This window comes from Mycobacterium sp. UM_WGJ, from assembly GCF_000455125.1.
GTDB lineage: Bacteria > Actinomycetota > Actinomycetes > Mycobacteriales > Mycobacteriaceae > Mycobacterium.
Genome location: NZ_AUWR01000011.1, coordinates 92,498 through 118,902, shown reverse-complemented (window position 1 = coordinate 118,902; position 26,405 = coordinate 92,498). Strand labels below are relative to the sequence as shown.

At 67.0% G+C, this 26,405-nt stretch carries 28 protein-coding genes; 7 read left to right on the top strand and 21 right to left on the bottom strand.

What is annotated here, in order from left to right; genetic code table 11:
• Positions 1-90 precede the first annotated feature (90 nt).
• The 3 genes from N416_RS0105015 (at position 91) to N416_RS0105005 (ending at position 2,546) form a co-directional block, all read left to right on the top strand.
• Positions 91-741, top strand: coding sequence for a TetR/AcrR family transcriptional regulator (locus tag N416_RS0105015; protein WP_024441032.1), 651 nt, complete (start codon positions 91-93; stop codon positions 739-741).
• A gap of 220 nt (positions 742-961) precedes the next feature.
• Positions 962-1,378 (top strand): Zn-ribbon domain-containing OB-fold protein, encoded by a 417-nt coding sequence (locus N416_RS0105010; protein ID WP_024441031.1) that lies wholly within the window; start codon positions 962-964, stop codon positions 1,376-1,378.
• Positions 1,379-1,391: 13 nt separating this feature from the next.
• Positions 1,392-2,546 carry a thiolase family protein gene (locus N416_RS0105005; protein ID WP_024441030.1) on the top strand — a complete coding sequence of 385 codons (1,155 nt, stop codon included), beginning with the start codon at positions 1,392-1,394 and terminating at the stop codon, positions 2,544-2,546.
• A gap of 16 nt (positions 2,547-2,562) precedes the next feature.
• On the opposite strand, the gene N416_RS0105000 is transcribed toward N416_RS0105005, so the two are convergent.
• From N416_RS0105000 to N416_RS0104965, 8 genes are all read right to left on the bottom strand, one after another.
• Positions 2,563-3,588 carry a CaiB/BaiF CoA-transferase family protein gene (locus N416_RS0105000; RefSeq protein WP_024441029.1) on the bottom strand — a complete coding sequence of 342 codons (1,026 nt, stop codon included), beginning with the start codon at positions 3,586-3,588 and terminating at the stop codon, positions 2,563-2,565.
• Positions 3,589-4,542, bottom strand: a complete 954-nt coding sequence (locus tag N416_RS0104995; RefSeq protein ID WP_024441028.1) for an LLM class F420-dependent oxidoreductase — start codon at positions 4,540-4,542, stop codon at positions 3,589-3,591.
• A 2-nt stretch (positions 4,543-4,544) separates the two neighbouring features.
• Complete coding sequence (locus N416_RS0104990; RefSeq protein WP_024441027.1) at positions 4,545-4,976, bottom strand: cobalamin B12-binding domain-containing protein; 432 nt, start codon at positions 4,974-4,976, stop codon at positions 4,545-4,547.
• Positions 4,976-6,553, bottom strand: a complete 1,578-nt coding sequence (locus N416_RS0104985; RefSeq protein ID WP_024441026.1) for a methylmalonyl-CoA mutase family protein — start codon at positions 6,551-6,553, stop codon at positions 4,976-4,978. Before N416_RS0104985 ends, N416_RS0104990 begins: the two co-directional genes overlap by 1 nt.
• A gap of 70 nt (positions 6,554-6,623) precedes the next feature.
• Positions 6,624-7,409, bottom strand: coding sequence for an ABC transporter permease (locus N416_RS0104980; RefSeq protein WP_174549759.1), 786 nt, complete (start codon positions 7,407-7,409; stop codon positions 6,624-6,626).
• A gap of 72 nt (positions 7,410-7,481) precedes the next feature.
• Entirely contained in the window at positions 7,482-8,288 is an 807-nt protein-coding gene (locus N416_RS0104975) for an ABC transporter permease (RefSeq protein ID WP_024441024.1), read from the bottom strand.
• A gap of 114 nt (positions 8,289-8,402) precedes the next feature.
• Complete coding sequence (locus N416_RS0104970) at positions 8,403-9,227, bottom strand: enoyl-CoA hydratase/isomerase family protein (RefSeq protein ID WP_024441023.1); 825 nt, start codon at positions 9,225-9,227, stop codon at positions 8,403-8,405.
• Between the two features lie 38 nt (positions 9,228-9,265).
• Complete coding sequence (locus N416_RS0104965) at positions 9,266-10,354, bottom strand: phosphotransferase family protein (protein WP_024441022.1); 1,089 nt, start codon at positions 10,352-10,354, stop codon at positions 9,266-9,268.
• A gap of 120 nt (positions 10,355-10,474) precedes the next feature.
• Between N416_RS0104965 and N416_RS0104960 the strand changes: the two genes are divergently transcribed.
• Together N416_RS0104960 and N416_RS0104955 are read left to right on the top strand one after the other, a co-directional pair.
• Positions 10,475-11,965, top strand: coding sequence for an acyl-CoA carboxylase subunit beta (locus tag N416_RS0104960; protein ID WP_024441021.1), 1,491 nt, complete (start codon positions 10,475-10,477; stop codon positions 11,963-11,965).
• Positions 11,965-12,354 carry a lipocalin-like domain-containing protein gene (locus N416_RS0104955; RefSeq protein ID WP_024441020.1) on the top strand — a complete coding sequence of 130 codons (390 nt, stop codon included), beginning with the start codon at positions 11,965-11,967 and terminating at the stop codon, positions 12,352-12,354. The genes N416_RS0104960 and N416_RS0104955 overlap by 1 nt, the downstream gene beginning before the upstream one ends.
• On the opposite strand, the gene N416_RS0104950 is transcribed toward N416_RS0104955, so the two are convergent.
• From N416_RS0104950 to N416_RS0104890, 13 genes are all read right to left on the bottom strand, one after another.
• A complete protein-coding gene (locus N416_RS0104950) occupies positions 12,341-13,309 on the bottom strand; it encodes an NADPH:quinone oxidoreductase family protein (RefSeq protein ID WP_024441019.1) in 969 nt (322 codons plus the stop codon). The genes N416_RS0104955 and N416_RS0104950 overlap by 14 nt on opposite strands.
• Positions 13,309-13,920 carry a TetR/AcrR family transcriptional regulator gene (locus tag N416_RS0104945; RefSeq protein ID WP_024441018.1) on the bottom strand — a complete coding sequence of 204 codons (612 nt, stop codon included), beginning with the start codon at positions 13,918-13,920 and terminating at the stop codon, positions 13,309-13,311. The genes N416_RS0104950 and N416_RS0104945 overlap by 1 nt, the downstream gene beginning before the upstream one ends.
• Positions 13,917-15,215, bottom strand: a complete 1,299-nt coding sequence (locus N416_RS0104940) for an acyl-CoA dehydrogenase family protein (RefSeq protein WP_024441017.1) — start codon at positions 15,213-15,215, stop codon at positions 13,917-13,919. The genes N416_RS0104945 and N416_RS0104940 overlap by 4 nt, the downstream gene beginning before the upstream one ends.
• 22 nt (positions 15,216-15,237) lie before the next feature.
• On the bottom strand, positions 15,238-15,999 hold the full coding sequence (locus N416_RS0104935; RefSeq protein WP_024441016.1) for an SDR family NAD(P)-dependent oxidoreductase: 762 nt from the start codon (positions 15,997-15,999) through the stop codon (positions 15,238-15,240).
• Between the two features lies 1 nt (position 16,000).
• Positions 16,001-17,047, bottom strand: a complete 1,047-nt coding sequence (locus N416_RS0104930; RefSeq protein WP_024441015.1) for a phosphotransferase family protein — start codon at positions 17,045-17,047, stop codon at positions 16,001-16,003.
• 178 nt (positions 17,048-17,225) lie between these two features.
• Positions 17,226-18,404 carry an NAD(P)/FAD-dependent oxidoreductase gene (locus N416_RS0104925; protein ID WP_024441014.1) on the bottom strand — a complete coding sequence of 393 codons (1,179 nt, stop codon included), beginning with the start codon at positions 18,402-18,404 and terminating at the stop codon, positions 17,226-17,228.
• 30 nt (positions 18,405-18,434) lie between these two features.
• The gene (locus N416_RS0104920; protein ID WP_024441013.1) at positions 18,435-19,265 is read right to left on the bottom strand and encodes a mycofactocin-coupled SDR family oxidoreductase; all 831 of its coding nucleotides are present in this window, start codon (positions 19,263-19,265) and stop codon (positions 18,435-18,437) included.
• 51 nt (positions 19,266-19,316) lie between these two features.
• Entirely contained in the window at positions 19,317-20,120 is an 804-nt protein-coding gene (locus tag N416_RS0104915) for an SHOCT domain-containing protein (RefSeq protein ID WP_024441012.1), read from the bottom strand.
• 97 nt (positions 20,121-20,217) lie between these two features.
• A complete protein-coding gene (tuf, locus tag N416_RS0104910) occupies positions 20,218-21,408 on the bottom strand; it encodes an elongation factor Tu (protein WP_024441011.1) in 1,191 nt (396 codons plus the stop codon).
• A 91-nt stretch (positions 21,409-21,499) separates the two neighbouring features.
• Positions 21,500-23,602 carry an elongation factor G gene (gene fusA / locus N416_RS0104905; protein ID WP_024441010.1) on the bottom strand — a complete coding sequence of 701 codons (2,103 nt, stop codon included), beginning with the start codon at positions 23,600-23,602 and terminating at the stop codon, positions 21,500-21,502.
• A 72-nt stretch (positions 23,603-23,674) separates the two neighbouring features.
• Positions 23,675-24,145 carry a 30S ribosomal protein S7 gene (rpsG, locus tag N416_RS0104900; protein WP_024441009.1) on the bottom strand — a complete coding sequence of 157 codons (471 nt, stop codon included), beginning with the start codon at positions 24,143-24,145 and terminating at the stop codon, positions 23,675-23,677.
• Positions 24,145-24,519, bottom strand: coding sequence for a 30S ribosomal protein S12 (gene rpsL / locus N416_RS0104895; RefSeq protein ID WP_007767794.1), 375 nt, complete (start codon positions 24,517-24,519; stop codon positions 24,145-24,147). The genes rpsG and rpsL overlap by 1 nt, the downstream gene beginning before the upstream one ends.
• Positions 24,520-24,778: 259 nt before the next feature.
• Positions 24,779-25,408: a TetR/AcrR family transcriptional regulator gene (locus tag N416_RS0104890; protein WP_024441008.1), complete on the bottom strand. Its 630-nt coding sequence runs from the start codon at positions 25,406-25,408 to the stop codon at positions 24,779-24,781.
• Positions 25,409-25,548: 140 nt separating this feature from the next.
• Here N416_RS0104890 and N416_RS0104885 point away from each other — a divergent pair, with 140 nt between their 5' ends.
• Positions 25,549-25,914 (top strand): DUF3060 domain-containing protein, encoded by a 366-nt coding sequence (locus N416_RS0104885; RefSeq protein WP_024441007.1) that lies wholly within the window; start codon positions 25,549-25,551, stop codon positions 25,912-25,914.
• Positions 25,911-26,321, top strand: a complete 411-nt coding sequence (locus tag N416_RS0104880) for a DUF3060 domain-containing protein (RefSeq protein WP_024441006.1) — start codon at positions 25,911-25,913, stop codon at positions 26,319-26,321. The genes N416_RS0104885 and N416_RS0104880 overlap by 4 nt, the downstream gene beginning before the upstream one ends.
• Positions 26,322-26,405 lie beyond the last annotated feature (84 nt).

The window sequence follows — 26,405 nt, the reverse complement described above, 5'->3', positions numbered from 1 at the left end:
GCAGCGCCGCGACAGCCGACGCCGATCCGGGCCTGTTCTCCGGTAGGGTGCATTCGTGTTCTCCCAAAAAGGCAACCATCGGAGCCGCTGGTGAGTAACCCGGAAGAAGAGCCCGTCTGGAAGCAGCGGGCGGTCGAGCGGTCGATCAAGACCGCCCGGTTGCGGGCCGCCCAGCGCGTTCAGCGCTTCCTGGACGCAGCCCAAGCCATCATCATCGAAAAGGGCAGCACCGACTTCACCGTCCAAGAGGTCGTCGAGCGCTCCCGGCAGTCGCTGCGCAGTTTCTATCTGCAATTCAACGGCAAGCACGAGCTGCTGCTGGCACTTTTCGAAGACGCCCTGGTGCGCACGTCCGACCAGATCCGGGCCGCCACCGAGGGCCAGAGCAAGCCGCTGGAGCAGCTGAAAGTGGCGATCGAGCTGCTCTTTGAGCTGTCTCGACCGGACCCCTCGGCCAAGCGACCGCTGTTCACCGACTTCGCGCCGCGGCTGCTGGTCTCCCACCCCACCGAAGTGCGGGTGGCCTTCACGCCGCTGTTGTCACTGCTCACCGAGCTGATGGAGGCGGCCGACGCCGCCGGCGAACTGCGCGCGGGTGTCAATGCCCGGCGGATGGCCGCGATGATCATGCAGACCGTCATGTTCGTGGCGCAGTCCAGTGCCGAATCCGAGGACCCGGCGGCTCACCCGATCACCGCCGATGAGGTCTGGGACTTCTGCGCCCACGGCCTCGCCAAGTAGGCCCCCGCCATTTCTGCCGCGAGCGCCATTTCTGCCGCGAGCGTGCGTGTTTGCACGCGACACGCCGCAAAAAACTGACATTCTGCGCACCCTCGCGCAACCGGTACCGCCGCCGCACCCTCCGGATGGCCCGTTCAGGCTTCCCTAGCAGTACGTGCGTATGCTCTAATCGAGAATGTGATTTCCACTTTGTGCGTGTCCGCCTGGAAGACCGCCGCGGATGCGTAAGGCCCTCGCTCCCGACGTCACGAACTGGCCCGACGAGAACGTGGCCCTGATCGGCAGCCAGTGCGCGGAGTGCCAAGCCACCGTCTGGCCCCGCCAGGATCACTGCCCGCGATGCAGCGGCCCCCAGATGCAGGACCTGTTGCTACCCCGCCAAGGCACCTTGGAGGCCTGGACCACTCAGGGCTTCGTCCCGAAGCTGCCCTACGCCGGCGGCGAGACCGCTGAAGGCTTCGCCCCGTACGGGGTCGGGTTGGTCCGGCTCGGTGATGTGGTCCAGGTCGAGGCCCGCCTGACCGAATCCGATCCCGCCAAGCTGAAATTCGGCATGAACGTCGAACTGACCATGGTGCCGTTCTATGTCGACGACGACGGGACCGAGATTCTCACCTGGGCATTCCAGCCCGTCTAAGGAGACCTGGAACATGACGGTAGCGAACAACGATGTGGCGATCATCGGGGTCGGGCTGCACCCCTTCGGCCGATTCGACAAGTCCGCGATGCAGATGGGCGCCGAGGCCATCCACCTGGCCCTGGCCGACGCCGGCGCGCAGTGGAAAGACATCCAGTTCGGCGTCGGCGGCAGCTATGAGATCTCCAATCCCGATGCGGTGACCCGGCTGGTCGGTCTGACCGGCATCCCGTTCACCAACGTGTTCAACGCCTGTGCCACTGCGGCCACCGCGACCCAGGTCTGCGCCGACAACATCCGGTCCGGCAAGTACGACATCGGCATCGCGATCGGCATGGACAAGCACCCCCGCGGGGCGTTCACCGACGACCCGGCCAAGCTGGCCCTGCCGGCCTGGTACGCCGAGAACGGACAGTTCGTCACCACCAAGTTCTTCGGCATGAAAGCCAACCGCTACCTGCACGACCACGGCATCTCGGCGCGCACGCTGGCCAAGGTCGCCGCCAAGAACTTCCGCAACGGCGCGCTGAACCCCAACGCGTTTCGGCGCAAGCCGATGTCCGAGGACGCCATCCTCGACTCGACGGTGCTGAACTACCCGCTCACCCAGTACATGTTCTGCGCACCCGACGAAGGCGCGGCCGCGGTGGTCATGTGCCGCGCCGACATCGCACACCGCTTCAGCGGTAAGCCGGTCTACCTGCAGGCCACCGAGATTCGCACCCGCCGCTACGGCGCCTACGAGGTGCACGCCACCTCCGCCCCGATCGAAGAGGACGTGGCGCCGACGGTCTACGCCGCCCGCGCCGCCTTCGAGAAGGCCGGCGTGACACCGGAAGACGTCGATGTGGTCCAGTTGCAGGACACCGACGCCGGGGCCGAGATCATCCACATGGCCGAGTGCGGCTTCTGCGCCGACGGCGATCAGGAGAAGCTGCTGACCGACGGCGCGACCGAGATCAGCGGGTCACTGCCGGTCAACACCGACGGCGGGCTGATCGCCAACGGCGAACCGATCGGCGCGTCGGGCCTGCGCCAGATCCACGAGCTGGTGCTGCAACTACGTGGCCAGGCCGGCGACCGTCAGGTGCCGGGCGGCCCGAAGGTGGGGTTCGCCCAGGTTTACGGCGCACCCGGCACGGCGTCGGCATCGATCGTCACGGTCTGAGCCGGACGGCGGGCGGTTACTCCGCCAACCCCGGCGGCGGTGAGTAGGACGGTTCATATCCGGCGATCCGGATCGGGCTGCCCACCAGCCGGAAATCGCCTGCCGTGACCACCATTTCCGGATGCTCCCGCAGCGCTTCGGGCAGGGTGCGCACCGCTGCCGCCGGGATGCCCAGGGGACGCAGTCGCGCCTCCCAGCCGGCCGCGGTGTCGCCGGCCAGCGCTGCGGTGACGACAGCGAGGACCTCGTCGCGGCAGGCCGCGCGCTCGGCCATCGTGGCGAAGCCGTCGATTCCAGCTTCTGCGGCAAAGGTCTTCCAGAACCCGTCATGGGTGACGAACAGGGCCAGATATCCCTGTGCGGTCGGGAAGAGCTGTGCGGGAACGTAATACGAATGCGCGCCGTGCGGGTGACGCTGGGGTTCGACTCCGTCGTTGAGGTAGGCCGCCGCACGGTAGTTGAGCTGCGACAGCATCACATCCAGCAGCGATACCTCCACCTGCCCGCCGCGGCCGCTAACGATCTGGGCCAACAGACCCAGTGCCGCCGTCAGCCCGGTGGAGTTGTCGGCCGAGGAGTAGCCCGGCAGGGTCGGCGGCGCGTCGGGGTCGCCGGTCATCGCGGCGATCCCGGTGGCCGCCTGGATCACGTAGTCGAAGGCCGGTTCGTCGCCGCCGTCGAGGCCGAACCCGGTCAGCGCGACACAGACGATCCGCGAGTTGAACCGTGACAGTGCGTCGTAGGTGAGCCCGAGCCGTTTGATTACCGACGGTTTCATATTCACCAGCAGCGCATGGGATTCGGCGACCAGCTCGCCCAGCTTCGCCTGCCCGGCCTCCGACGCCAAATCCAGCTGGATGCTGGATTTGTTGCGGTTGAGGCTGGCGAAGTAACTGGGGCCGACCTGGCGGGAGATCTCCCCACCCGGCGGTTCGATCTTGATGACCTCGGCACCGAGGTCGGCCAGCAGCATGGTGGCGTACGGGCCGGCCAGCATCACCCCCACTTCGAGGATGCGGATTCCGGCAAGCGGTCCGGCCACCTATACGGCCTTGGCGAGTTCGGCGATCACCTCGCGGGTGCGGTACTTGGAGGCGATCAGCTCATCGCGGGTGTCGCCGATCGGCAGCAACCGGACCGACAGATCCGTCACTCCGGCGTCGGCGAACTGCTTGAACCGCTTCAGGATCGACTCCTCATCGCCGGCCGCGCAAAGGTCACCGACATCGCGGGCCGAACCGCGGTCCAGCAGCCGCTGATAGTTCGGCGAGGTCTCGGCCTCGGCCAGGATGCGGTTGGCGCGCTGCTTGGCGGCCTCGATCTCGGAATTGGCGCACAGGGTGACCGGGATCCCGGCCACGATGCGCGGTTGCGGTTTGCCCGCATCGGCCGCGGCCTTGTTGATCTTCGGGGCGATGTGCTCGGCGATCGCTTTCTCGTCGGCCATCCACAACGACGTGCCGTCGGCGTGCTCCCCGGCGATCTGCAACATCACCGGACCGAGCGCGGCCACCAGGACCGGCATTTTGGTGTCGGCGCCCAGGGCGGTCGGGTTGTGCACGGTGAAGTGGTCGTTCTCGACGTCCACCGGTCCGGGACCGGCGAGCGCGGCGCCCAGCACTTGCAGGTAGTCGCGGGTGTAGGCGGCCGGCTTGTCGTAGGGCAGGCCGAGCATGTCCCGGATGATCCAATGGTGCGACGGCCCCACTCCCAGCGCCAGCCGGCCGCCGGAGATGGCGTGCACCGAAAGCGCTTGGCGGGCAAGAGCGATGGGGTGCTGAGCTTGCAAGGGCACTACGGCGGTGCCGAGTTCGATCCGGGTGCTGTGCGCGGCCATCAGCGCCACCATGGTCAGCAGGTCGAAATCGTCGGGCACCTGCGGCATCCACGCGGTGGCCAGGCCCGCGGTGTCGGCCCATTCGATGTCGGAGATCAGCTTGGCGACCTTGCGCGCCATGTCGCCGCGTTCGGCGCCGATCATCACCCCAAGTCGCATGGCTAGCGCGCCTCCGCCTTCTCGACCACCTCGCGCACCCCGGTCACCAGATCTTCCAGAGGCGTTCCGGTGGGAAAGACCGCTGCGGCACCGGCTTCCAGCAGCTTGGGTACGTCGCCCTGCGGGATGGTGCCACCGACCACGACGGCGATGTCCCCGCCGTCGGCAGCACGCAGCGCGTCGACGATGCGCCCGGTCAAGGCGACGTGGGCACCGGACAGGATGCTCAGCCCCACCACCGCCACGTCCTCCTGCAGGGCGGTGGCGACGATGTCCTCCACGCGCTGCCGGATGCCGGTGTAGATGACCTCGAAGCCGGCATCGCGCAGGGTCCGGGCGACGATCTTGGCCCCGCGATCATGACCGTCAAGACCGGGCTTGGCGACCAGGACACGGGCCGGGACGGCTGCGGAGGAAGAATGCGGAGAAGTCATCAATACACCACCGGTTGCTGGAACTCGCCCCAGACATTCTTCAGCGCCGAGACCATCTCGCCCACCGTGCAGTAAGCGTTGGCGCAGTCGATCAGGGGATGCATGAGGTTGACGTCGCCCTCGGCGGCGCGCGACAGCGCCGCGAGGGTGGTGGCGACGTCGTCGGCGTTGCGCTCGGCCTTGACCCGCGCCAGCCGCTTGAGCTGGACGTCACGGCCTTCGGCGTCCAGTTCGTAGGTGGCGATCTCCGGTGCCGGCTCATCGCTGGTGAACTTGTTGACGCCCACGACCGGCCTAGCGCCCGACTCGATCTCGTGGTGGATCTTGAACGCCTCGTCCGCGATCAGCCCCTGCAGGTAGCCGTCTTCGATGGCGCGGACCATGCCGCCGTGGTTCTCCAAGTCGGCCATGATCTCGATGATGCGTTCTTCGGTGGCGTCGGTAAGCGCCTCGATGAAGTAGGAACCGCCGAGCGGATCGGCCACCCGGGTCACTCCGGTCTCGTAGGCCAAAATCTGTTGGGTGCGCAGCGCCAGCGTGGCGGACTCCTCGCTGGGCAGGGCAAAGGGCTCGTCCCAGGCGGCGGTGAACATCGACTGGACCCCGCCGAGCACTGCGGCCATCGACTCGTAGGCCACCCGAACCAGGTTGTTCTGGGCCTGCGGGGCGAACAGCGATGCACCGCCGGCCACGCAGCCGAAGCGGAACATCGACGCCTTGTCGGCCTCGGCGCCGTAGCGTTCCCGCACGATCGTGGCCCACCGCCGCCGGCCGGCCCGGTATTTGGCGATCTCTTCAAAGAAGTCGCCGTGGGTGTAGAAGAAGAACGACACCTGCGGGGCGAACTGCTCGATGCTCATCCGGCCGCGCTCCACAACGGTGTCGCAGTAGGTGACGCCGTCGGCGAGGGTGAACGCCATCTCCTGCACGGCGTTGGCGCCCGCGTCGCGGAAGTGCGCGCCGGCCACCGAGATCGCGTTGAATCGCGGCACTTCGGCGGCGCAGAACTCGATGGTGTCGGCGATCAGCCGCAGCGATGGTTCGGGCGGCCAGATCCAGGTGCCGCGGGAGGCGTACTCCTTGAGGATGTCGTTCTGGATGGTGCCGGTGAGCTTGGCTCGTGGCACCCCGGACCGCTCGGCGGCCGCCACGTAGAACGCCAGCAGGATGGCGGCGGTGCCGTTGATGGTGAAGCTGGTGCTGATCTTGTCCAGCGGGATGGAGTCGAACAGGATCTCGGCGTCGGCCAGGGTGTCGACCGCTACGCCGACCCGGCCGACCTCCTCGCCGACCTCAGGGTCGTCAGAGTCGTAGCCGCACTGCGTCGGCAGGTCCAGCGCCACCGACAGTCCGGTACCGCCCTGGCTCAGCAGGTATTGGTAGCGCCGGTTGGACTCCTCGGCGGTGCCGAAGCCGGAGTACTGGCGGAAGGTCCACAGCCGTCCGCGGTAGCCGGACGCGAAGTTTCCGCGGGTGAACGGATACGTCCCCGGCGCCGGCGGTTCTTCGCGCCGGTCGTCCGGGCCGTACACCGGTTTCAGCGGGATCCCTGAGGAGGTTTGCACTGGGTCGCTCATCGCTGGATACGGTACTTGCAAAAAAGGAGAATGCCAATACCACTACCGCGACGTGGGGAGATACCGGTAGCTACCCGGCCAGGTTGAAGTTGCCGCTGGCCCCGTAAACGGACAGTGAGACCAACAGCGTCACCGAGACCACGACGATCAGCGAGGTCCGCACCGCGTTGCCCACCGCGACGCCGACTCCGGCCGGACCACCGGCGGCGAAATAACCGAAGTAGGTATGGATCAACAAAATGGTGATCGCCATCAAGAAGGCCTGCAGAAATGACCACAGCAGGTCGATGGGGTTGAGGAACGTGCGGAAATAGTGGTCGTAGAGGCCGGCCGACTGCCCGAACAAGAACACCGTGGTGAAGCGACTGGCGACAAATGACAGGATCACCGCGATGGCGTACAGCGGAACGATCGCGACCAGGCCGGCGACGATACGGGTGCTGACCAGGTAGGCGATCGGCCGGATGGCCATCGATTCCAGCGCGTCGATCTCCTCGTTGATCCGCATGGCGCCCAGTTGCGCCGTGACCCCGGCGCCGAAGGTGGCGGCCAGGCCGATCCCGGCGACCACCGGCGCCGAGATGCGCACGTTGATGAATGCCGCCAGGAATCCGGTCAGGGCCTCGATGCCGATGTTGCCGAGCGAGCTGTAGCCCTGCACCGCCAGCGTGCCGCCGGCCGCCAGGGTCAGGAAACCGACGATCACCACGGTGCCGCCGATCATCGCCAGCGTGCCGGTGCCCATGCTGATCTCGGCGATCAGCCGGATGACCTCGCGGCGGTAGTGGGCGAAGGCGAACGGTGTGGTGGCGATCGCCTTGCCGTAGAACAGGGTGTGGTCGCCGATGCGGCCCATCGCGGCGATCGGTCGCCGGAGCTGCCGGGTGACACCGGGATAGACAGCGGCCAGCGCACGAATCGCCACGGCTCAGCGCGCCGTCATCTTGATGCCGATCGCGGTGACCACCACATTGACCACGAACAGCGACATGAACGCGTACACCACGGTTTCGTTCACCGCGTTGCCCACGGCCTTGGCGCCGCCGCCGGAGATCGTCAGACCGCGGTAGCAGGCGACCATTCCGGCGATCAGCCCGAACAGCGCCGCCTTGACGCAGGAGATGACCAGCTCGGGAACCCCGGTCAGCAGGGTGATGCCCGCCGCGAACGCGCCCGGGTTGACGTCTTGCACGAACACCGAGAACACGTAGCCACCGAGAATGCCGATGATCACCACGAGGCTGTTGAGCAGCAACGCCACCAGTCCGGCGGCGAGCATCCGCGGAGTCACCAACCGTTGCACCGGGTTGATACCCAACACCTCCATGGCGTCGATCTCTTCGCGGATGGTGCGCGACCCCAGGTCGGCGCACATCGCGGTGGCACCGGCCCCCGCCACGATCAACACCGTCACCATCGGTCCGACCTGGGTGACCGCGCCGAACGCGGCGCCGGCACCGGACAGGTCGGCCGCGCCGAGCTCGCGCAGCAGGATGTTGAGGATGAAGCTGACCAGGACCGTGAAGGGAATGGCCACCAGCAACGTGGGCGCGAGCGAGACGCGCGCAACAAACCAGGACTGCTCGATGAACTCCCGGGCCTGGAACGGGCGCTTGAACAAGAACCTGACGGCATCCACCGACATGGTGAAGAGCCCGCCGACCGCCTCCATCGGCCCCGCCAGGCGAACCATCGCCGATTCTGGAGACCAGCGGATCAGCCCCTTCATCCCCATATAGACAGGCTCCTCCCGGGACAGTGCGCGTAAATCCTATCCGATTCGTGGATTCCGCGATACCCGATTCTGATTTTTATGCACACCCATTCTCATTTGGAGCAAATGAATCATCTATAGCCGACCGTCGACCCGTAGTTCGGGATGCACCCACGTCGGTGACCTGCGCTCTTTGAAGGCGCGGAACCCTTCGACGGCCTCCGGCGCCCCCAGGCTGGTGCTCATCCCGATCCGGTCGAACAGACCGAGGTAGGAGTCCAGGCTGGACTTGACCACGGCACGTGCGGCCGGCGCGGTGCGACAGCACTGTGCCAGCACGTCGCGCGCAACATCGGCCAGTTCCTCGTGCGGAACCACCCGTGCCACCATGCCCCAGTCGAGCGCCTCCTGCGCACCGAAGGTGCGGCCGGTGAACATCAGATCGCGGGTGCGGACCGGCCCGATCACCCGCGCCAGCATCTGGCTGTAGTAGGTGTCGGCGATGCCGCGGAACAGCTCGGGCACCCGAAATGTGGCGCGATCGCTGACCACGGCGACGTCGCTGCAGAGCGCGATCTGCAACCCGCCGCCCTGGCACAGCCCGTTGACCGCGGAGACCACCGGCTTGACCGAGCTGCGCAGGGTGTCGAACGGGGTGATGTCCATGCCCAGGGCGGCCCCGAACGTGAGCCAGTCGTCCGCCCCGCCGCCGCCCATGTCCCCGCCGGGAGCGAACACGTCTGCGGTGCCGGTGATCAACAGCCCGGCCAGCTCCGGATCCTGATTGACTCGGCCCACTGCATAGCGCAAGCCGAAGTACATGGCCGGCGTCATCGCGTTGCGGGCCTCGGGTCGATCCAGGGTGCAGACCGCGATCGGACCCTCTCGCCGAAACGTCAGGTACGGCGTTCCGAGCCAATCGCCCTCGGGCGGGCGCGGCCCCTGCGCGTGAGCATCCATCAGATCCGACTCCCCTTCCTCGGCGTGGATGACCGGGCTCAGCCGGCCAGCTCGCCCACCAGCTCCAGCGTGCCCAGATCGCGGATGGCCTGACATCCGCGCTGCAGCATGGTGACGAACATGTCGTCACCGCGATCCGTATCGGTCGCGAACACCAACCCGAGCGCGCAGATCAGCGGTACCTGCAGCGCACCGAACCGGTAGTCCTGCCAACAGGTTTCCCGGTCATACTCGCGGACGCCGTGGCTCAGCAGCGCGTTGTGATACTCGGTGACCAGGTCGGCTTCGATCTCTTTGCGCAGCTCGGGCGCCAAGCTGGTGCCGGTGAAGAATGCCAGGTCGCGGGCCGGCAGTCCGACACCCAGCGTCTGCCAATCCACCACCCAGACCTGGTCCCCGGCGGGGCTGAACAGCATGTTGTCCAGCCGATAGTCGCCGTGGATCAACGCGAACCGGCCCAGCGGCGCCGACACCCACGGGGTGATCAGGTCCAGCGCCGCGGTCAACGTCGCACAGTCGGCGTCGCCGAGCTGGGCACCGAGCCGCTGCACGGTCGTCTCGGCGCACATCCGGGCGATGTCGCCCATGCCCTTGGCACCGGCCTCGTCCAGTTGGGTCATGGCCAGGCCGGAGAACGTCAGCCAACGCTGGTCGCACCAGGTGGGCGCATGCAGCCCGGCCAGGGCGGCCACCGCCAACCGGGCCTGGCGTTCACCGCAACCGGCGAGCTGATCGCCCTGTACCGCCGGCGCCTGATCGGAGAGCAGCAGGGCGTACTCGGTTGCGTCATCGGTGATTTCGCAGTGGAAGCACTGCGGTATCGGAACCTTGACGCCGTCGGCCACGTCGCGATAGAAAGCGCACTCACTGCGATAGCCCAGAACGACGCGATCGCGGACGGCGTCGTCGCCGGCCGGCAGCTTGATCACAAAGCTGGCCGGCAAGTCGCCCGGGTTGTCGGTGTAGCGGGCCGCCACCCGGTAGGTGGCCCCGGTCTGGCCGGTGCCGACCGGAGTGACGTCGACCGAAGCCACCTGGACCGCTTCGCCGCGGGCGCTCAACACGGCCGACAGCCATTGGCTGGTCACGTCATGCGGATGGCGTGGTATCGGTCGTCCAGAAGTCATCGGTCGCACTCCGGCGCAAGGGAACTCATAGTCAAAGCCCGTCCGGGCGGCCAATTCCACCCACGCCGGGAGACGCTACAGTAAGAATTTCAGTATGGTCAACGAAATGAGGCGCCGCAGATGACGAACGGCTGGCAGGAGACTCTGGAGGACCTCGACCGGCGGCGCCAACACACCTGGGCCATGGGCGGTCCCGAGCGAGTGGCCAAACACCACGGCAAGGGCAAGCTCGACGCGCGCGCCCGAATCGGGCACCTACTGGACCCGGGCAGCTTCCGCGAACTGGGCACCATGGTCGGCGGGCCGATCGCCGCCGACGGCATCGTGGTCGGCTCGGGGTTGATCGACGGCTCCCCGGTGATGGTGGGCGCCGAGGATTTCACCACGCTGGCGGGCAGCATCGGTCCCGGCGGCAACGCCAAGCGCTACCGGATCGCCGAGCTGGCGCTGCGCGACAAGATCCCGCTGGTAATGCTGTTGGAGGGTGCCGGATTCCGCCCCACCGGCGAACATTACGGGCGCACCCCGACCGACCTGCTGGCCCAGGCGCAATGCTCGGGCAAGGTGCCGACCGTCGCCGCGGTGATGGGCCCCTCGGCCGGGCACGGCGCCCTGGTCGGTCCGGTCTGCGACTTCCGGATCATGAGCCCGCACGGCGCGATCTTCACGGCCGGCCCGCCGGTGGTCAAAGAATCCACCGGCGAAGACATCTCCAAGGAGGACCTCGGCGGTCCCGAGGTCGCACTGACCAGCGGTGTGGTGCACAACTTCGGCGCCGACGACGAGACCGTGCTCGACGACATCCGCCGGTATCTGTCCTACTTCCCGTCCAGCGCGTGGTCCTACCCCACCGCGCTGACGCCGGACGCGGCCGCACAACCGCGGCCCACTCCCGAGCTGCTCGACATCGTGTCGCGGGACAACCGCCGGGTCTACGACATGCGGTCGGTGCTCGACGTCGTCTTCGACCGGCCCGACTGGTTCGAGGTACAGCCGCGATTCGGTCGGGCGATCATCTGCGCACTGGCCCACCTCGGCGGGCACCCGGTCGCGGTGGTGGCCAACCAGCCGCAGGTGCTGGCCGGCTCGATCGACACCGACGCCGCAGACAAGGCGGCGCACTTCATCATGGTCGCCGATTCGTTCCACCTGCCGATCGTGTTCTTGGCCGACAATCCCGGCATGCTGCCCGGCAGCCGCTCCGAGCGAGCCGGGGTGTTGCGCGCCGGCGCCCGGATGTTCGCCGCCCAGACCGCGGCCTCCACCGTGAAACTGCATCTGACGCTGCGCAAGGCCTACGGCTTCGGTTCCATGGTGATGTCGCTGCTGGGATTCGACTCCCAGGTGGCGACATTCGCCTACCCCGGGGCGACGATGGGCGCGATGAGTGCGGCCGCGCTCAGCGCGGCGTCGCACGCCGGGGAAGATCTGGCCGCCAAACTGCGCGACACCGAACTGCAGGCGTCGTATCACTCGGCCCAGCAACTCGGCTTCGACGAGCTCATCGATCCCCGCGAGACCCGCGACGCGTTGCTGTCCGCCCTGCAGCGCGGGCTGCGCAGCCGCCAGGCCGCCGCCGAGCCGGTGACCCGAACCGTCATCATGCCCTGATGAGCACTCTGCGCGAGGCACTGCTGGGCGGCTGGGAGTTGGCGTCGTTTGATTCGGTCGACGCCGGCACCGGCGCGGTGTCACACCCGTTGGGCACGGCGCCGCGCGGTCTGATCCTCTACACCGCCGACGGCTATATGTCGGCTCAACTGACCGGCAGCGCCGACGCGACGCCACCCACCTACATCGCCTACTGCGGCCGCTTCCGGGTCGACGAGGACACCGCGACCGTGCATCACGACGTCAGTGTCTCGATGCTGCCGGAGCTGCTGGCGAGCCCGCAGTTGCGGCAGGCACGCGTCGAGGGCGACCGGCTGACGCTGTCGGCGACCACCACCAACGACGGTGTGACGACGCACAACACGTTGGTCTGGGTCAGACGTCGATGATGACCTTGCCGATCGCTTTGCGGTCGGCAACGTAGCGCAGCGCGGTTGCGGCCTCGGCGAGCGGGAAACGCGCCCCGATGTAGGGGCTGACCCTGCCCTCGGCGAACAGCTGCTGCAGTTCGGCGAGGTCACGCTCGTTCTCCGCCGGGAAGTCGGTGGCGAACGTCCGAATCTCCATGCCCTGCACCGTGATGCCCTTGAGCATCACCAGGTTCAGCGGAATCGCCGGAATCGTTCCGGCGGCATAGCCCAAGGTGATGAAGCGCCCGCCGCGGGCCAGGCTGCGCAGCGCCGGCTCGGCGTAGGACCCGCCTACCGGGTCGAGCACGGCCTGCGCGCCGTCGCCGGTGATCTCGCGGATCCGCGTCTTGAGGTCTTCGCGGTCGTAGTCGACCGTCGCGGCCGCACCACGCTGGCGGCACACTTCCAGCTTCTCGGGGCTGGACGCCGCGGCAAGCACTTTGGCGCCCATCGCCACGGCGAGGTCGACGGCGGCCAGCCCGACACCGCCGGCGGCACCCAGCACTACTACCCAATCACCTTCTGCCACTTGGGCAACCGAGCGCAGGGCGTGATATGCCGTGCGGTAGGTGACTCCGAAGCCGGCCGCGGCCGCGTAGTCGATGTCGTCGGGGATGGCACTCACCGACGCCGCGGGCACCAGCGCCTGCTCAGCGAAACCGCCCACGAACGACGTGCCGACCACCCGGTCGCCGGGCGCAAAGGGCACGCCGTCGCCGGCGGCGATCACCTCGCCGGCCAGCTCACTGCCGGGGGTGAACGGCACCGGTATCTTCAGCTGGTACTTGCCGTCGATCAGCAGCACGTCGGGGAAGTTGACCGCCGCGGCCCGTACCCGGACCACCAGCGTGCCGGGGCCGGGCGTCGGGTCGGGCAGCTCCCGCAGCACCAGATCTTCCGGCGGCCCGTACTGTTCGCAGACGATCGCGCGCATCAGGCCACCCCCAGCCCGCGAAGGCAGAACGACACCAGGTGATCCACATCGGCCCGCTTCGGCCGCCGGCCGGCATTGAGGTAGCCACGCATGGTCGACAAGGTAGCGCCAAAGACCAGATCGGCATCCCGGCGGGGGTCGTCACCGCCGAGCGCGCTGACCGGTGCGGTGAGCAGATCGCGCAACGGCGCCAGGATGTCCTCATCGGAGCGCGTGCGGTCGGCACTGTCCGCCAGCTGGGTGCTGGCGGCGCGGCTCAGGCTCAGCAGGTGCGGATCGGACAGCTGCGCCAGGGCGCCCTGGATCCAGGCCGCGACCTTGGCTTCCGGCGTGGGTTCTTTGGCCAGTTGATGCTCCAGGTAGGACACCACGAGCGCGATACCGCGCTCCATCACCGCCAGGATCACCTCGTCCTTACCGGCGAAGTAGCGGTAGAACGCTTTATTCGATGAGCCCGCCTCGGCGACGATGTCGCACACCCGGGGCGGGTCGGGCGCACTGCGCTGCAGCACCGTCACCGCCGCGGCCAGGATGCGTTCCACCTCGGCGGTGGCCTCGCGCTGGCGGTCGTCGAGCGCGCGGTGCACCGCGGCATCGACACGAGTGGTCATGGCACCGCCGGGATCCGGTCGACCAAGTCGCCGTACTTCTCGCGCGCGGCTTCGATCCGGTTGTCCAGGAATTCGCTGGGCCACTCCGGGTCCTCGGCGTCGTAGTCCTTGAGCAGCAGCCGGGCCAGGTTCACCTTGTGCGCCTCGGTGGGGCCGTCGGCCAGGCCCAGCGCCACCCCACCAAGGAGCACATTGGTCAGCGGCAACTGTTCGGTCAGGCCCATCGCGCCGTGCACCTGGATCGCGCGCAGCCCGATCGACTTGAGCACCTGCGAGGCCAGGATCTTGCAGACCCCGATCTCGGCGCGGGCCGCCTTCTCGTCGCCGGAGTCGATCAGCCACGCCGCGTGCAGCACGGTCAGCCGAAAGGGGACCAGCTCGGCATAGGAGTCGGCGATGAACGCCTGCACCAGCTGCTTGTCAGCCAGCGAACTGCCTTGGGTGAAACGGCTTTTGGCGCGGCGGGCCATCATGTCGATGGCCCGCTGGGCCACCCCGATCGAGCGCATCGCGTGATGCAGGCGCCCGCCGGCCAGCCGGCTCTGCAGGATCAGGAAACCTTGCCCGGGCTCGCCCAGGATCGCGTCGGCCGGCACCCGCACGCCCGCGTAATGCACTAGTGAATGGCCGGCCTCGTGCGGATGCGACCCCACCAGGTGATGGGTGGCTTCGATTTCCAGGCCCGGGGTTCCGGCCGGGATCAAGAACGTCGAGGCACCGCGGTGCACCGGAACATCCGGGTCGGTGATGGCCACCACGATGAAGAACGACGCCACCGATGCGTTTGAGGAGAAGTACTTCCGCCCGGTGATCACCCAGTCGTCACCGTCGCGGACGGCCCGAGTGGTGAACACCCGAGGGTCGGCGCCGCCCTGCGGCTCGGTCATCGAGAAGCAGGAGAAGATCTCCCCCGACAGCAAGCCGGCCAGGTAGCTGTCCTTCTGCTCTTGCGTGCCGAAGCGGGCCAGGATTTCGGCGTTGCCGGTGTCGGGGGCCTGGGTGCCGAACACGATCGGCGCCCAACTGGACCGGCCCAGGATCTCATTGATCAACGTCAGTTTGACCGCCCCGAATCCCTGGCCGCCCAGCTCCGGCCCCAGATGCGGCGCCCACAGCCCCTGTTCGCGCACCCGGTCCTTGAGCGGGTCGACGATCCGGCGGCGTTCCTCGGTCAGCGGCAGGTATTCGCAGCCGGGAAACACCACCTCCAGCGGCTCCACCTCGTCGCGCACGAACGTCCGGATCCAGTCGAGCTTCGCCTCGAACTCCGGTTCAGTAGAGAAGTCCCACGCCATTTTCCGCTCCTTCTACGGTAGGTCAGACACTGCCGCCGTCGGCCCGCACGATCGAACCGGTGGTGAAGCTGGAGGCGTCCGACATCAAAAACAGTGCCGCACCGACGATCTCCGGCGGGTTGCCGGCACGCTGCAACGCGGCGGCGCCGAACGGGTTGTCGGATTCGTCGAAGTTCCACGCCTTGGAGATTTCGGTGAGGAACGGCCCGGGCATCAAGGTGTTGACCCGAACTACCGGCCCGAACGCCTGTGCCAGCGCTTCGGTCATGACGTTGAGGCCGGCCTTGGACGCGGCATAGGGGATGAACGACGGGTGCGGGCGCAACGATCCGTGAGTGCTGACATTGATGATCGATCCCCGGCCCGCGGTCATCATCCGTTCACCGATCAACGCCGACAACCGAAACGGGCCTTTGAGGTTGAGGTTCACCACGGCGTCGAACATCTTCTCGGTGACGTCGGTCTGCTTGTCGTAGACCGGTGACATGCCGGCATTGTTGACCAGCACGTCGACCCGGCCGAACCGCTCGTAGGCCGCGTCGACCAATCCGTCGAGCTGATCCCAGCGCCCCACGTGCACCGCATAGGGCATCGCGGAGCGCCCCGTCTCGGCCTCGATCTCCGCGGCCGTGGCCTGGCAGGACTCGAGTTTGCGGCTGGCGACCACCACGTCGGCGCCGCAGCGGGCGGCCGCCAGCGCCATCTCGCGCCCCAGGCCGCGGCTGCCGCCGGTGACCAGCACCACCCGGTCGGTCAGGTCGAAGAGTGAATCCGCGTACCCCATGTCAACTGCGCTTGGCCGGTAAGGAGCGGGCGAGTTCGGCTGCGGCGCTGATCAACTGCGGGATCATCGGGCCCATGGCGGCGGCGATCTTCGGATCGACCCGGCCACCGGTGACCGAGGCGGCGTAGGTCTTCTCCAGCACGATTCCCAACTTCCAGTTGGCCAGCACCAGGTAGTAGTCGATGTTCTCGGTGGACAGGCCGCTGACCTGTTCGTAGCGTTCCCGCAACTCCGATCGGGTCGGCATGCCCGCGAGGTCGGCGTAATAACCTTGGGTACGCGGGTTTTCGCCGTCATAGCCGAGCAGCGCCCAGGCCAGGTCCAGCAGCGGATCGCCGATGGTCGTCATCTCCCAGTCGATGATCGCGACCAGCTTCGCGGGTGCGCCGTGGGCATACATCACGTTGGCGAACTGGTAGTCGCCGTGCATGATGCCTGGGGTGTAGTGCGCCGGCCGGTTGTGGCGCAACCAGTCCGCGGCCTCGTCCAGGCCCGGCAGGTCGCGTACCCGGTAGCTGTCCAAAAAGGCCAGCCAGCGGTCCACCTGACGCTCATGGAAGCCGTCCGGACGGCCGAACCCGTCGAGCCCCTGGGCCCGCCAGTCCACTCGTGCGAGGCGGGCGGCGCCCTCGACCAGCTCGAAGGCCAGGCCGCGGCGTGTACTCAGATCCGCGTCGAACGGCGCCGGCCAGGCGTCGCCGGTCGAGTTCCAGCCGTCCACCTCGGACATCACGTAGAACGGTGTGCCGAGCAGTTCCCCGCCGTCGTCGGCGGCGATCAACTGCGCGTGCGGGACGTCGGTTCCCGACAGCGCCCGCACCAGGCGGATCTCGCGCCGTAGCCCGTCGACGCGGGCGGCGTCCGCCCGGGCGCCCGGCATTCGCAGCACCATCGCGGCCTCGCCCCGGCGCACCCGGTACAGGGTGTTCTGCGAGCCGCCGCGCAGCGGTTCCAACAACGGTTGTTCACCGGTTCCGGGGGCACCTTGAGTGTCGAGCCATCGCCCCAGCGCGCCGCTGTCCAGCCGTGCCGCCTGCCTGTCCGCCATCGCACGCACCTCGCAATCTCTATGCAGAGAATAGCGTTCTCCAAGCGACAGCACCAGACCACCGTTGAAACTGCACCTAGGGTCGTAGATCCACGAAATCTACAGCCCGGGAAGCAATCTCAACGACGAACCGGTAACGATGATGCTGGTGGGGCGATCCGATCCTGACTGACCCGCGTCAGCCCAGCACTTCGGAGATCGGCGCTCCCGCGGCGATCTTGGCCCGCGCACCCATCACCTTGCCGGGCCGGCCCGCGCCGACGACGCCGGCCAGCACGCCGTTGCGCTCGTAGTAGGCCAGGAACTTGTGACCGTCGTCCTCGACCAGGTGCACGGTGTCGGTAGCCTCCGGCTCGCCCAGGCACTGGATCTTCACGTCGTACTGGTCGCTCCAGAAGTACGCCGGCACCGCCACGTCATGCAGCGACTCCCGGCCCAGCATGGTCGGGACCATCACCCGGACCTGGGTGACGACATTGCTCCAGTGCTCGACGCGCACCTGGTGGCCTTCGCGGCCCCGCCAGAACGCCACGTCGCCGACGGCCCAGACGTTCGGTGCACTGGTGCGTCCCGTCGCGTCGCACACCACCCCGTTGTCCAACTCCACACCGGAGCCCTCCAGCCACTCGGTGGCCGGCCGCGACCCCACGCCGAGCACCACCACGTCGGCAGCCAGTTCGGTGCCGTCGGAGAGCACCACCGTCTCGACGCGGCCCGCGCCGCGAACCTCCGCGACGCCGACGCCGCTGCGGACATCGACGCCGTTGGCCCGGTGCAGCCGTGCCACCAGTTCGCCGATCTGCTCACCGAGCACGGCCGCCAGCGGGGTGGGCTGCGGCTCCACCAGCACGACGTCCACGCCCAGCTTGCGCAGGCTGGCAGCCGCCTCACAACCAATGAATCCCGCGCCGATCACCACCGCCCGGCTGGCGCCGGCCGCGTCGTCGCGCAACGCCAGGCTGTCCTCGAACGACCGGACCACGCGGATGCCGTCCAGGTCGCCGAAGCTCGGGATACGCCACGGCACCAGACCGGTGGCGATCACGAGTTGGTCGTAGCCCAGCACGGTGCCGTCTGCCAGCGTCACCGATTGTGCGGCAGTGTCGACGGTGCACGCACCGCAGTCCAGCCGCAGGGTGATGTCGCGGGAGGCGTAGAACTCGGGCGGCTCCAACGTGGTGTCGTCGCGCTCCCCGCGCAGCACCTCTTTGGTCAGCGGCGGCCGGTCATAGGGCGGGCGAGTCTCGTCGGAGACGATCGTGATCGACCCCGCATACTCCTCGCGCCGCAATTCCTCGGCCGTGCGGACAGCCGCCAAGCCGCCGCCGACGATGACGATCCCGTTGTCGGGCACCACGATCCCCCTGTTTCTCCCGGCCAGGGACGATCAGTACTTGAGCGCGCCCTTGTCGACCTGGATCTGGACTCCCGTCAGGATTCCAGAGCCATCACCGGCCAGCCAAACCACCACGTCGGAGACCTGGTCAGCGGTCATGAAGGACTGCGGGTGCAGCGGCATCGGGGGGAAGGCGTGCAGATAGTCCGGGCGTTCGGTGAAGATCTGGGCCATCACCTGCGGCTCGATCATCGGAGTGTCCACCGAGTACGGGTGAATCGAGTTGACCCGGATCCGATGCGCCCCGACCTCGAGAGCCAACGTGTTGGTAAGACCCACCAGGGCGTGCTTGCTCGCCGCGTAGTGGCCGTTGCCCGGCGTGGCCTTCAGCCCGGCCGACGAGCTGACGATCACGATCGAACCGCCGTTGTCGGCCTCGATCATCGCCGGCACCGCTGCGCGGATGGTGCGCCAGGTACCGGTCAGGTTCACGTCGATGACGGTGTTCCACTGCTCGTCGGTGAGCTCCCACAACCGGCCCCAGCTCAGCACGCCGGCGTTGGCCACCACCACGTCGAGGCGCCCGAACTGCTCAACGCCGTCGTCGACCAGCTGGCGCAGGCCGGCGTCGTCACGAACGTCGACCGTGCGGGCCAACACCTTACGGCCGTGGGCCTCGACCGCACTGACCATCTCGGCGAATTCCTCGGGCGTGGCCGCCGGGTAGGTGATGCAGTCCGACGCCGGGGCGCAGATGTCGGCGGCGATGATGTCGGCGCCGGCGGCCGCCAGCCGGATCGCATGCGAACGGCCCTGGCCGCGCGCTGCACCGGTGACAAAGGCCACCTTGCCCTGCAGGTTGTGGTTCTGGCTCTCGCTCACTCGACGAGGCTAGCAGCTCAATCTAGAACGTGTTCTACCTATCGCGAATGGTCAGAGGTCGGCAATGATCTGCTGACGTTTCTGCCGGTACTCGTCGTCGGTGACGATTCCGTCTTTGCGCAGAGCTTCCAATTCCTGCAGGCGCTCCCCCGTCGATCGCGACGCCGCCCCGCCGGGTCCTGCCGCCTCGGCGCTGCGCTCAGCGGCGCGGCGGACCACGGCCGCCACCTGTTGACGTACCGCCGGATCGGAGCGGATGTCGATCTCCCCCTGCACCGGGACGCCGTGGGCCCGCAGGATCTGCAGAATCTCCATCATGGGCCCGACCTGGCCGGCCAGATCGTAGGTCTGGTTGTCCTCGGCCAGGGTGAACCGCGCGGGCACCGTGCCACTGAGCAGGGCGCTGCGCTCCCAGTCGATGCGATATCCATTGGTCGCCGGGTCGACAAGGACGGCCAGGGTGCGCCCGGAGATCACCGGTAACCGGTTGAGGGAGGCCAGAACCCGATCCTGGGTGTCGAACGATGTCAGGCCCGGCCCTTCGATGTGTAGGTCGAGATTGACCAACGGTTGATCGTTGACCCGGGTCCCGGTCTCATGAATGCCGACCACCTCGGCCAGTGCCAGCACACCGAGCTGCTCAAGGAATTCGCTCCAGCGGGCTGATCTCGCACCGTAGCCCGCCCACAACACTGCGGCCACGATGTCGCAGCCGGTGATCAGCACACCGGAGTGCAGCATCCAGTCCAGTCCTTCCTCCCTGCCAAAGGCCAGGTAGCAGATCAGGAAGATCGGCCCCACCAGGCCGCCGAACAGCAGGACTAGTAACTGGGCCTTCAGATAGCGCCACACCATGAGCGTCAGAATATCGCCGCGGGCGCTTCTTGCTGCCAAACACGAAAGCCCCCTTCCCACGCGGGGAAGGGGGCTTTCGCCTCTGCTAGCGCAGGTACTACTTGATGATCTTGACGACCCGGCCGGCGCCGACGGTACGACCACCCTCACGGATGGCGAACCGCAGACCCTCGTCCATGGCGACAGGCTGGATCAGCTTGACGGTCATCTCGGTGTTGTCACCGGGCATCACCATCTCGGTACCCTCCGGCAGGCTCACCACACCGGTCACGTCGGTGGTGCGGAAGTAGAACTGCGGACGGTAGTTGTTGAAGAACGGCGTGTGGCGGCCACCCTCGTCCTTGGACAGGATGTAGGCCTGACCCTCGAACTCGGTGTGCGGGGTGGTGGTGCCGGGCTTGACCACAACCTGGCCACGCTCGACGTCCTCACGCTTGATACCACGGATCAGCAGACCGACGTTGTCACCGGCCTGACCCTGGTCCAGCAGCTTGCGGAACATCTCCACACCGGTGACGGTGGTCTTGGTGGTGTCCGGACGGATGCCGACGATCTCGACTTCCTCGTTCACGTTGATCACGCCACGCTCGACACGACCGGTGACCACGGTGCCACGACCGGTGATGGTGAAGACGTCTTCAACCGGCATCAGGAACGGCTTGTCGGTCTCACGAACCGGGTCCGGGATGGACTCGTCGACGGCGTCCATCAGGTCCTCGACGGACTTGACCCACTTCTCGTCGCCCTCGAGCGCCTTCAGAGCCGACACCCGAACCACCGGGGCCTCCTCGTCGAACTCCTGGGCACCCAGCAGCTCGCGGACCTCCATCTCGACGAGCTCGAGGAGCTCTTCGTCGTCGACCATGTCGGACTTGTTCAGCGCCACCAGGATGTAGGGCACACCGACCTGACGGGCCAGCAGCACGTGCTCGCGAGTCTGCGGCATCGGGCCGTCAGTGGCCGCGACCACCAGGATCGCGCCGTCCATCTGGGCGGCACCGGTGATCATGTTCTTGATGTAGTCAGCGTGGCCCGGCGCGTCGACGTGGGCGTAGTGCCGCTTCTCGGTCTGGTACTCCACGTGGGAGATGTTGATCGTGATACCGCGCTGACGCTCTTCGGGCGCGTTGTCGATCTGGTCGAACGCACGCGACTCGTTGAGGGCCGGGTACTTGTCGTGCAGAACCTTGGTGATAGCCGCGGTCAGCGTGGTCTTGCCGTGGTCAACGTGACCGATGGTCCCGATGTTGACGTGCGGCTTCGTCCGCTCGAACTTCGCCTTCGCCACTTCTTGTCCTCCTGGACTTGTTGGTGCTGGGTTACAGCAGGTTTGATCTTTTTGGGTTTGTGCCACCGTAGCGGCACGGGCGGGAAGCTGGTTACTCGCCCGTTGCCTTCGCGATAATCTCCTTCGCCACCTGCGCCGGCACTTCGGCGTAGGAGTCGAACACCATGGAGTAGTTCGCCCGGCCCTGGGTCTTCGACCGCAAGTCTCCGACGTAGCCGAACATCTCCGACAGCGGCACCTGCGCCTTGACGACGCGCGCACCGCTGCGCTCCTCCATGGCCTGGATCTGGCCACGGCGGGAGTTCAGGTCGCCGATCACATCGCCCATGTAGTCCTCGGGCGTGGTGACCTCAACGGCCATGATCGGTTCCAGGATCACCGGCTGCGCGGCAGCGGCAGCCTTCTTCAGCGCCTGCGAGCCGGCCACCTTGAAGGCCATCTCGGAGGAGTCGACGTCGTGGTACTGACCGTCGGTCAGGGTGACCTTGATGTTGACCAGCGGGTAGCCGGCCAGCACGCCGTACTGCATGGCGTCCTGGGCCCCGGCGTCCACCGCGGGAATGTACTCGCGGGGAACGCGGCCACCGGTGACCTTGTTCTCGAACTCGTAGGTCGCACCGTCTTCGCCGGTGAACGGTTCGATGTCGATGAGGACCTTCGCGAACTGGCCCGAGCCACCCGTCTGCTTCTTGTGGGTGTATTCGACCTTCTCCACCTTGCGGCGGATGGTCTCCTTGTAGGCCACCTGCGGCTTGCCGACGTTGGCCTCGACCTTGAACTCGCGGCGCATGCGGTCCACCAGGATATCCAGGTGCAGCTCGCCCATGCCGCCGATCACGGTCTGACCGGTCTCCTGGTCGAGGTGGACCTTGAAGGTCGGGTCCTCTTCGGCCAGCTTCTGGATGGCCAGGCTCAGCTTCTCCTGGTCACTCTTGGTCTTGGGCTCGATGGCCACCTCGATGACCGGAGCCGGGAACGTCATCGACTCCAGCACGATCTGGTTGGCCGGGTCGCACAGGGTGTCGCCGGTGGTGGTGTCCTTGAGGCCGATCATCGCGTAGATGTGGCCGGCGAACGCCGAGTCGACCGGGTTCTCCTTGTTGGAGTGCATCTGGAACAGCTTGCCCAGCCGCTCCTTCTTGCCCTTGGTCGAGTTGACCACCTGAGTGCCGGACTCCACCTTGCCCGAGTACACCCGGACGTAGGTGAGCTTGCCGAAGAACGGGTGCACCGCGATCTTGAACGCCAGCGCCGAGAACGGCTCGTCGATGCTGGGCTTGCGGCTGATGACCTCGTCTTCCTTGCCGGGCACGTGGCCCTGCACGGACTCGACGTCCAGCGGCGACGGCAGGTAGTCGATCACCGCGTCCAGCATCGGCTGGACACCCTTGTTCTTGAACGCGCTGCCGCACAGCACCGGGTAGAGCTCCGACGAGACCGTCAGCTTGCGGATGCCGCCCTTGATCTCCTCAATCGAGAGCTCCTCGCCGCCGAGGTACTTCTCCAGCAGAGCCTCGTCGGTCTCGGCGACTGCCTCCAGCAGAGCGGTCCGGTACTCGTCGGCCTTGTCGGCCAGGTCGGCCGGGATCTCAATGGTCTCGTAGGTCTCACCGAGCTTGGTCTCGCCGCGCCACACCTTGGCGCTCATCTCGACCAGGTCGACGATGCCCTCGAAGTCGTTCTCCGCGCCGATCGGCAGCTGGATCACCAGCGGGCGAGCGCCGAGGCGCTCTTCGATGGTGCGCACGGTGAAGTAGAAGTCCGCACCGAGCTTGTCCATCTTGTTGACGAAGCAGATCCGGGGCACGTCGTACTTGTCGGCCTGCCGCCACACCTGCTCGGACTGCGGCTCCACGCCCTCCTTGCCGTCGAACACGGCAACGGCGCCATCGAGAACACGCAGGGAGCGCTCCACCTCGACGGTGAAGTCGACGTGGCCCGGGGTGTCGATGATGTTGATCTGGTTCTTGTTCCAGAAGCAGGTCACCGCGGCGGAGGTGATGGTGATGCCGCGCTCCTGCTCCTGCTCCATCCAGTCGGTCGTGGAGGCACCGTCGTGCGTCTCACCGATCTTGTAGTTGACGCCGGTGTAGTACAGGATCCGCTCGGTCGTCGTCGTCTTACCAGCATCGATGTGCGCCATGATGCCGATATTGCGGACCTTGTTCAGGTCAGTCAGCACATCCTGTGCCACAGCAGTCTTCCCACTCTTTCGGTTACTTCAATTGCTTGTTGTCGCAAGTGTCCGGCTGTTACGCCGGGGTGATCACCAGCGGTAGTGCGCGAACGCCCGGTTGGCCTCGGCCATCTTGTGGGTGTCTTCACGCCGCTTGACGGCGGCACCCAGGCCATTGCTGGCGTCCAGGATCTCGTTGGCCAGGCGCTCGATCATGGTCTTCTCGCGGCGAGCCCGCGAGAAGCTGACCAGCCAGCGCAGTGCCAGCGTGGTGGAGCGCTCGGCGCGCACCTCGACCGGAACCTGGTAGGTGGCACCACCGACGCGGCGGCTGCGAACCTCGAGAGCCGGCTTGACGTTGTCCATAGCACGCTTGAGCGTCACCACCGGGTCGGTACCGGTCTTGTCCCGAGCCTGCTCGAGAGCGCCGTAGACGATGCGCTCGGCCAGCGACTTCTTGCCGTCCAGCAGCACCTTGTTGACCAGCTGGGTAACCAGCTGCGACCCGTAGACGGGGTCGTTGACCAGCGGACGCTTGGGTGCGGGGCCCTTGCGCGGCATCAGCTCTTCTCCTTCTTCGCGCCGTAGCGGCTGCGGGCCTGCTTGCGGTTCTTGACTCCCTGGGTGTCCAGCGAGCCGCGGATGATCTTGTAGCGCACACCCGGCAGGTCCTTCACCCGGCCACCACGCACCAGCACCATCGAGTGCTCCTGCAGGTTGTGACCCTCACCCGGGATGTAGGCGGTCACCTCCACCTGGCTGGTCAGCTTGACGCGCGCCACCTTGCGAAGCGCCGAGTTCGGCTTCTTCGGGGTGGTGGTGTACACGCGGGTGCACACGCCCCGTCGCTGCGGGCTGCCCTTGAGGGCCGCGGTCTTCACCTTGGCGACCTTGTCGCGGCGGCCCTTACGGACCAGCTGCTGAATGGTTGGCATCTACCGGCTTCCTGTATCGCTGTTCAAAACTGTCGTAATCCGCGGTCTGTGCCCCACCGCTACCCCGCGGTCGGGCGTGTCGCATGGGCCGCCGCGGATTCCTCCGCGGCATAATGGACATGCGAATTGGGCCAGGCGCGCGCGTTATGTCACCAAACGCGCCTCGTGGCCAGGCACGAGCTACCACAATACCCGGCAGCACTCCGGCAGGTCAAAGCGCGTGCCCAGCGTCCCCCGCGGCCCCTCCGCCCCGGCGCCACTACTGGGTGCGGCTGTCCATCGCCGAGGCCAGCCTGCGCACCATGTCGGAGAAGACAGCGTCGGTGTCCACATCGTCCATCACGCCGGTCATCTCCAACAGGACAAAGCCGTGCATCGCCGCCCAGAACTCCAGGGCCGCGTGAAACGCCCGGTCCCCGTCGAGCCCGTACGACGCCAACACTTCGATGACCGGGGCGGCGGCCCGGCTGGCTGCGGCGGTGTACTCCGGATCGTCGCCGCCCAATGGCATCCGCGTGAACGCCGAATACCGGCCGGGGTGGTGATGGGCATAGCTGCGGTAGGCACCGGCCATCACCAGCACCGCATCATCGCGGGCGCGGCCCTGCCCGACTTGGGTCAGCATCTCGAGAATGTCATCGATCACCCGCATCCGCATGGCGCGGCGCAGGTCGTTGAGGCTGTGCACGTGGTTATACAGCGACGGGCCCTTGGTGCCCAGCTGGGTGGCCAACGCGTTGATGGTCAACGCGTCCCAGCCCTCACGGTCCAGGAAATTCAAAGCCGCGTTGACGATGACTTCCCGGCTCAGCTTGACCGGGCGCGCCCCCGATTTGCCGTTGGCGCGCGAGCGACCCGCCGCTGCGGGCGGGTCTGGTCGAGCTGACATGGCGTACGCCCTTCGTATCGTGCGGCGGGAGGAGATCAGCACAGAACTCTAATGGACCAATTAGTGGGGGAACCCGAGTACGCGCCAGCTGGTGCGACGTAAGCTTTGCCGAGATTGCGTCCGGTGAGAGGGGCTCGGCGATGAAATGGACCGCTCTGGCTAGTGCGTTGCTCGGTTTGGCCGCCGGTTCGCTGGTGGCAGCCGCGAGCGCTCAGGCCGTACCCGGCGACATCCACATCTACGGGGTGCACGAGACGCACACGCTGGACTGCGACGGCGGGACGCTGTTCATCAACGGCGTCAACCTAACCATCCACGCGATGGGCACCTGCTACGCGGTTACCACGCAGGGCTCGCAAAACACCGTGATCGCCGACACCATCGTCAACGACGTCACCGTCTACGGTAACGACACGACCGTGTACTTCCACAATGGCGACCCGCTGCTGTTCGACCGGGGACGCGAGCTGGGGATGACCAACCGGCTCCAACGCGTACCGGCGTGACCCACGTTCTCCGGGTCAATCTCTGCTCGCTGCTGGCCGGCGGAATCACGCTGCTTACGGTAGTGCTCACCGGCTGCGAGTCGGAGGCGCCGCCCAAGTCCTCGCGGATCTCGCAGAACTTCGACGGCCGGTTCGCCAACACGATCAGATACGAGTCGTTCGGTGCGACATCGGCCCTGGACTGTGCCGACGGCAAATCGCTGAATGTGGCCGGTTCGAACAACAAGCTGACTGTCCGGGGCCGCTGCGAGGCGGTGAACGTAGCCGGTGCCGACAACCGCATCACCATCGAGCGCGTCGACAAGACGCTGACGATCACCGGGCTCAACAACTCCGTCACCTACCGCGGCGGCGATCCCAAGATCGACAACCGCGGGTCGGGTAACACCGTCGCCGACAGACGCTGACGGGCCGCCGGCGGGACTCCCCGGCGTCAAGCCTCGCGGCGGTCGCAAGCGCGGCGAAGCCGGGTGCTGGGGGTACCTCCCGCT

Excerpts from the sequence above, each read along its gene's own strand:
- N416_RS0105010 (WP_024441031.1), top strand. The coding sequence starts at position 962 with ATGCGTAAGGCCCTCGCTCCCGACGTCACGAACTGGCCCGACGAGAAC.
- N416_RS0105005 (WP_024441030.1), top strand. The coding sequence starts at position 1,392 with ATGACGGTAGCGAACAACGATGTGGCGATCATCGGGGTCGGGCTGCAC.
- N416_RS0104995 (WP_024441028.1), bottom strand. The coding sequence starts at position 4,542 with ATGCGACTTGGGGTGATGATCGGCGCCGAACGCGGCGACATGGCGCGC.
- N416_RS0104990 (WP_024441027.1), bottom strand. The coding sequence starts at position 4,976 with ATGACTTCTCCGCATTCTTCCTCCGCAGCCGTCCCGGCCCGTGTCCTG.
- N416_RS0104985 (WP_024441026.1), bottom strand. The coding sequence starts at position 6,553 with ATGAGCGACCCAGTGCAAACCTCCTCAGGGATCCCGCTGAAACCGGTG.
- N416_RS0104980 (WP_174549759.1), bottom strand. The coding sequence starts at position 7,409 with ATGGGCCGCATCGGCGACCACACCCTGTTCTACGGCAAGGCGATCGCC.
- N416_RS0104975 (WP_024441024.1), bottom strand. The coding sequence starts at position 8,288 with ATGGGGATGAAGGGGCTGATCCGCTGGTCTCCAGAATCGGCGATGGTT.
- N416_RS0104970 (WP_024441023.1), bottom strand. The coding sequence starts at position 9,227 with ATGGATGCTCACGCGCAGGGGCCGCGCCCGCCCGAGGGCGATTGGCTC.
- N416_RS0104965 (WP_024441022.1), bottom strand. The coding sequence starts at position 10,354 with ATGACTTCTGGACGACCGATACCACGCCATCCGCATGACGTGACCAGC.
- N416_RS0104960 (WP_024441021.1), top strand. The coding sequence starts at position 10,475 with ATGACGAACGGCTGGCAGGAGACTCTGGAGGACCTCGACCGGCGGCGC.
- N416_RS0104955 (WP_024441020.1), top strand. The coding sequence starts at position 11,965 with ATGAGCACTCTGCGCGAGGCACTGCTGGGCGGCTGGGAGTTGGCGTCG.
- N416_RS0104950 (WP_024441019.1), bottom strand. The coding sequence starts at position 13,309 with ATGCGCGCGATCGTCTGCGAACAGTACGGGCCGCCGGAAGATCTGGTG.
- N416_RS0104945 (WP_024441018.1), bottom strand. The coding sequence starts at position 13,920 with ATGACCACTCGTGTCGATGCCGCGGTGCACCGCGCGCTCGACGACCGC.
- N416_RS0104940 (WP_024441017.1), bottom strand. The coding sequence starts at position 15,215 with ATGGCGTGGGACTTCTCTACTGAACCGGAGTTCGAGGCGAAGCTCGAC.
- N416_RS0104935 (WP_024441016.1), bottom strand. The coding sequence starts at position 15,999 with ATGGGGTACGCGGATTCACTCTTCGACCTGACCGACCGGGTGGTGCTG.
- N416_RS0104930 (WP_024441015.1), bottom strand. The coding sequence starts at position 17,047 with ATGGCGGACAGGCAGGCGGCACGGCTGGACAGCGGCGCGCTGGGGCGA.
- N416_RS0104915 (WP_024441012.1), bottom strand. The coding sequence starts at position 20,120 with ATGGTGTGGCGCTATCTGAAGGCCCAGTTACTAGTCCTGCTGTTCGGC.
- rpsG (WP_024441009.1), bottom strand. The coding sequence starts at position 24,145 with ATGCCGCGCAAGGGCCCCGCACCCAAGCGTCCGCTGGTCAACGACCCC.
- rpsL (WP_007767794.1), bottom strand. The coding sequence starts at position 24,519 with ATGCCAACCATTCAGCAGCTGGTCCGTAAGGGCCGCCGCGACAAGGTC.
- N416_RS0104890 (WP_024441008.1), bottom strand. The coding sequence starts at position 25,408 with ATGTCAGCTCGACCAGACCCGCCCGCAGCGGCGGGTCGCTCGCGCGCC.
- N416_RS0104885 (WP_024441007.1), top strand. The coding sequence starts at position 25,549 with ATGAAATGGACCGCTCTGGCTAGTGCGTTGCTCGGTTTGGCCGCCGGT.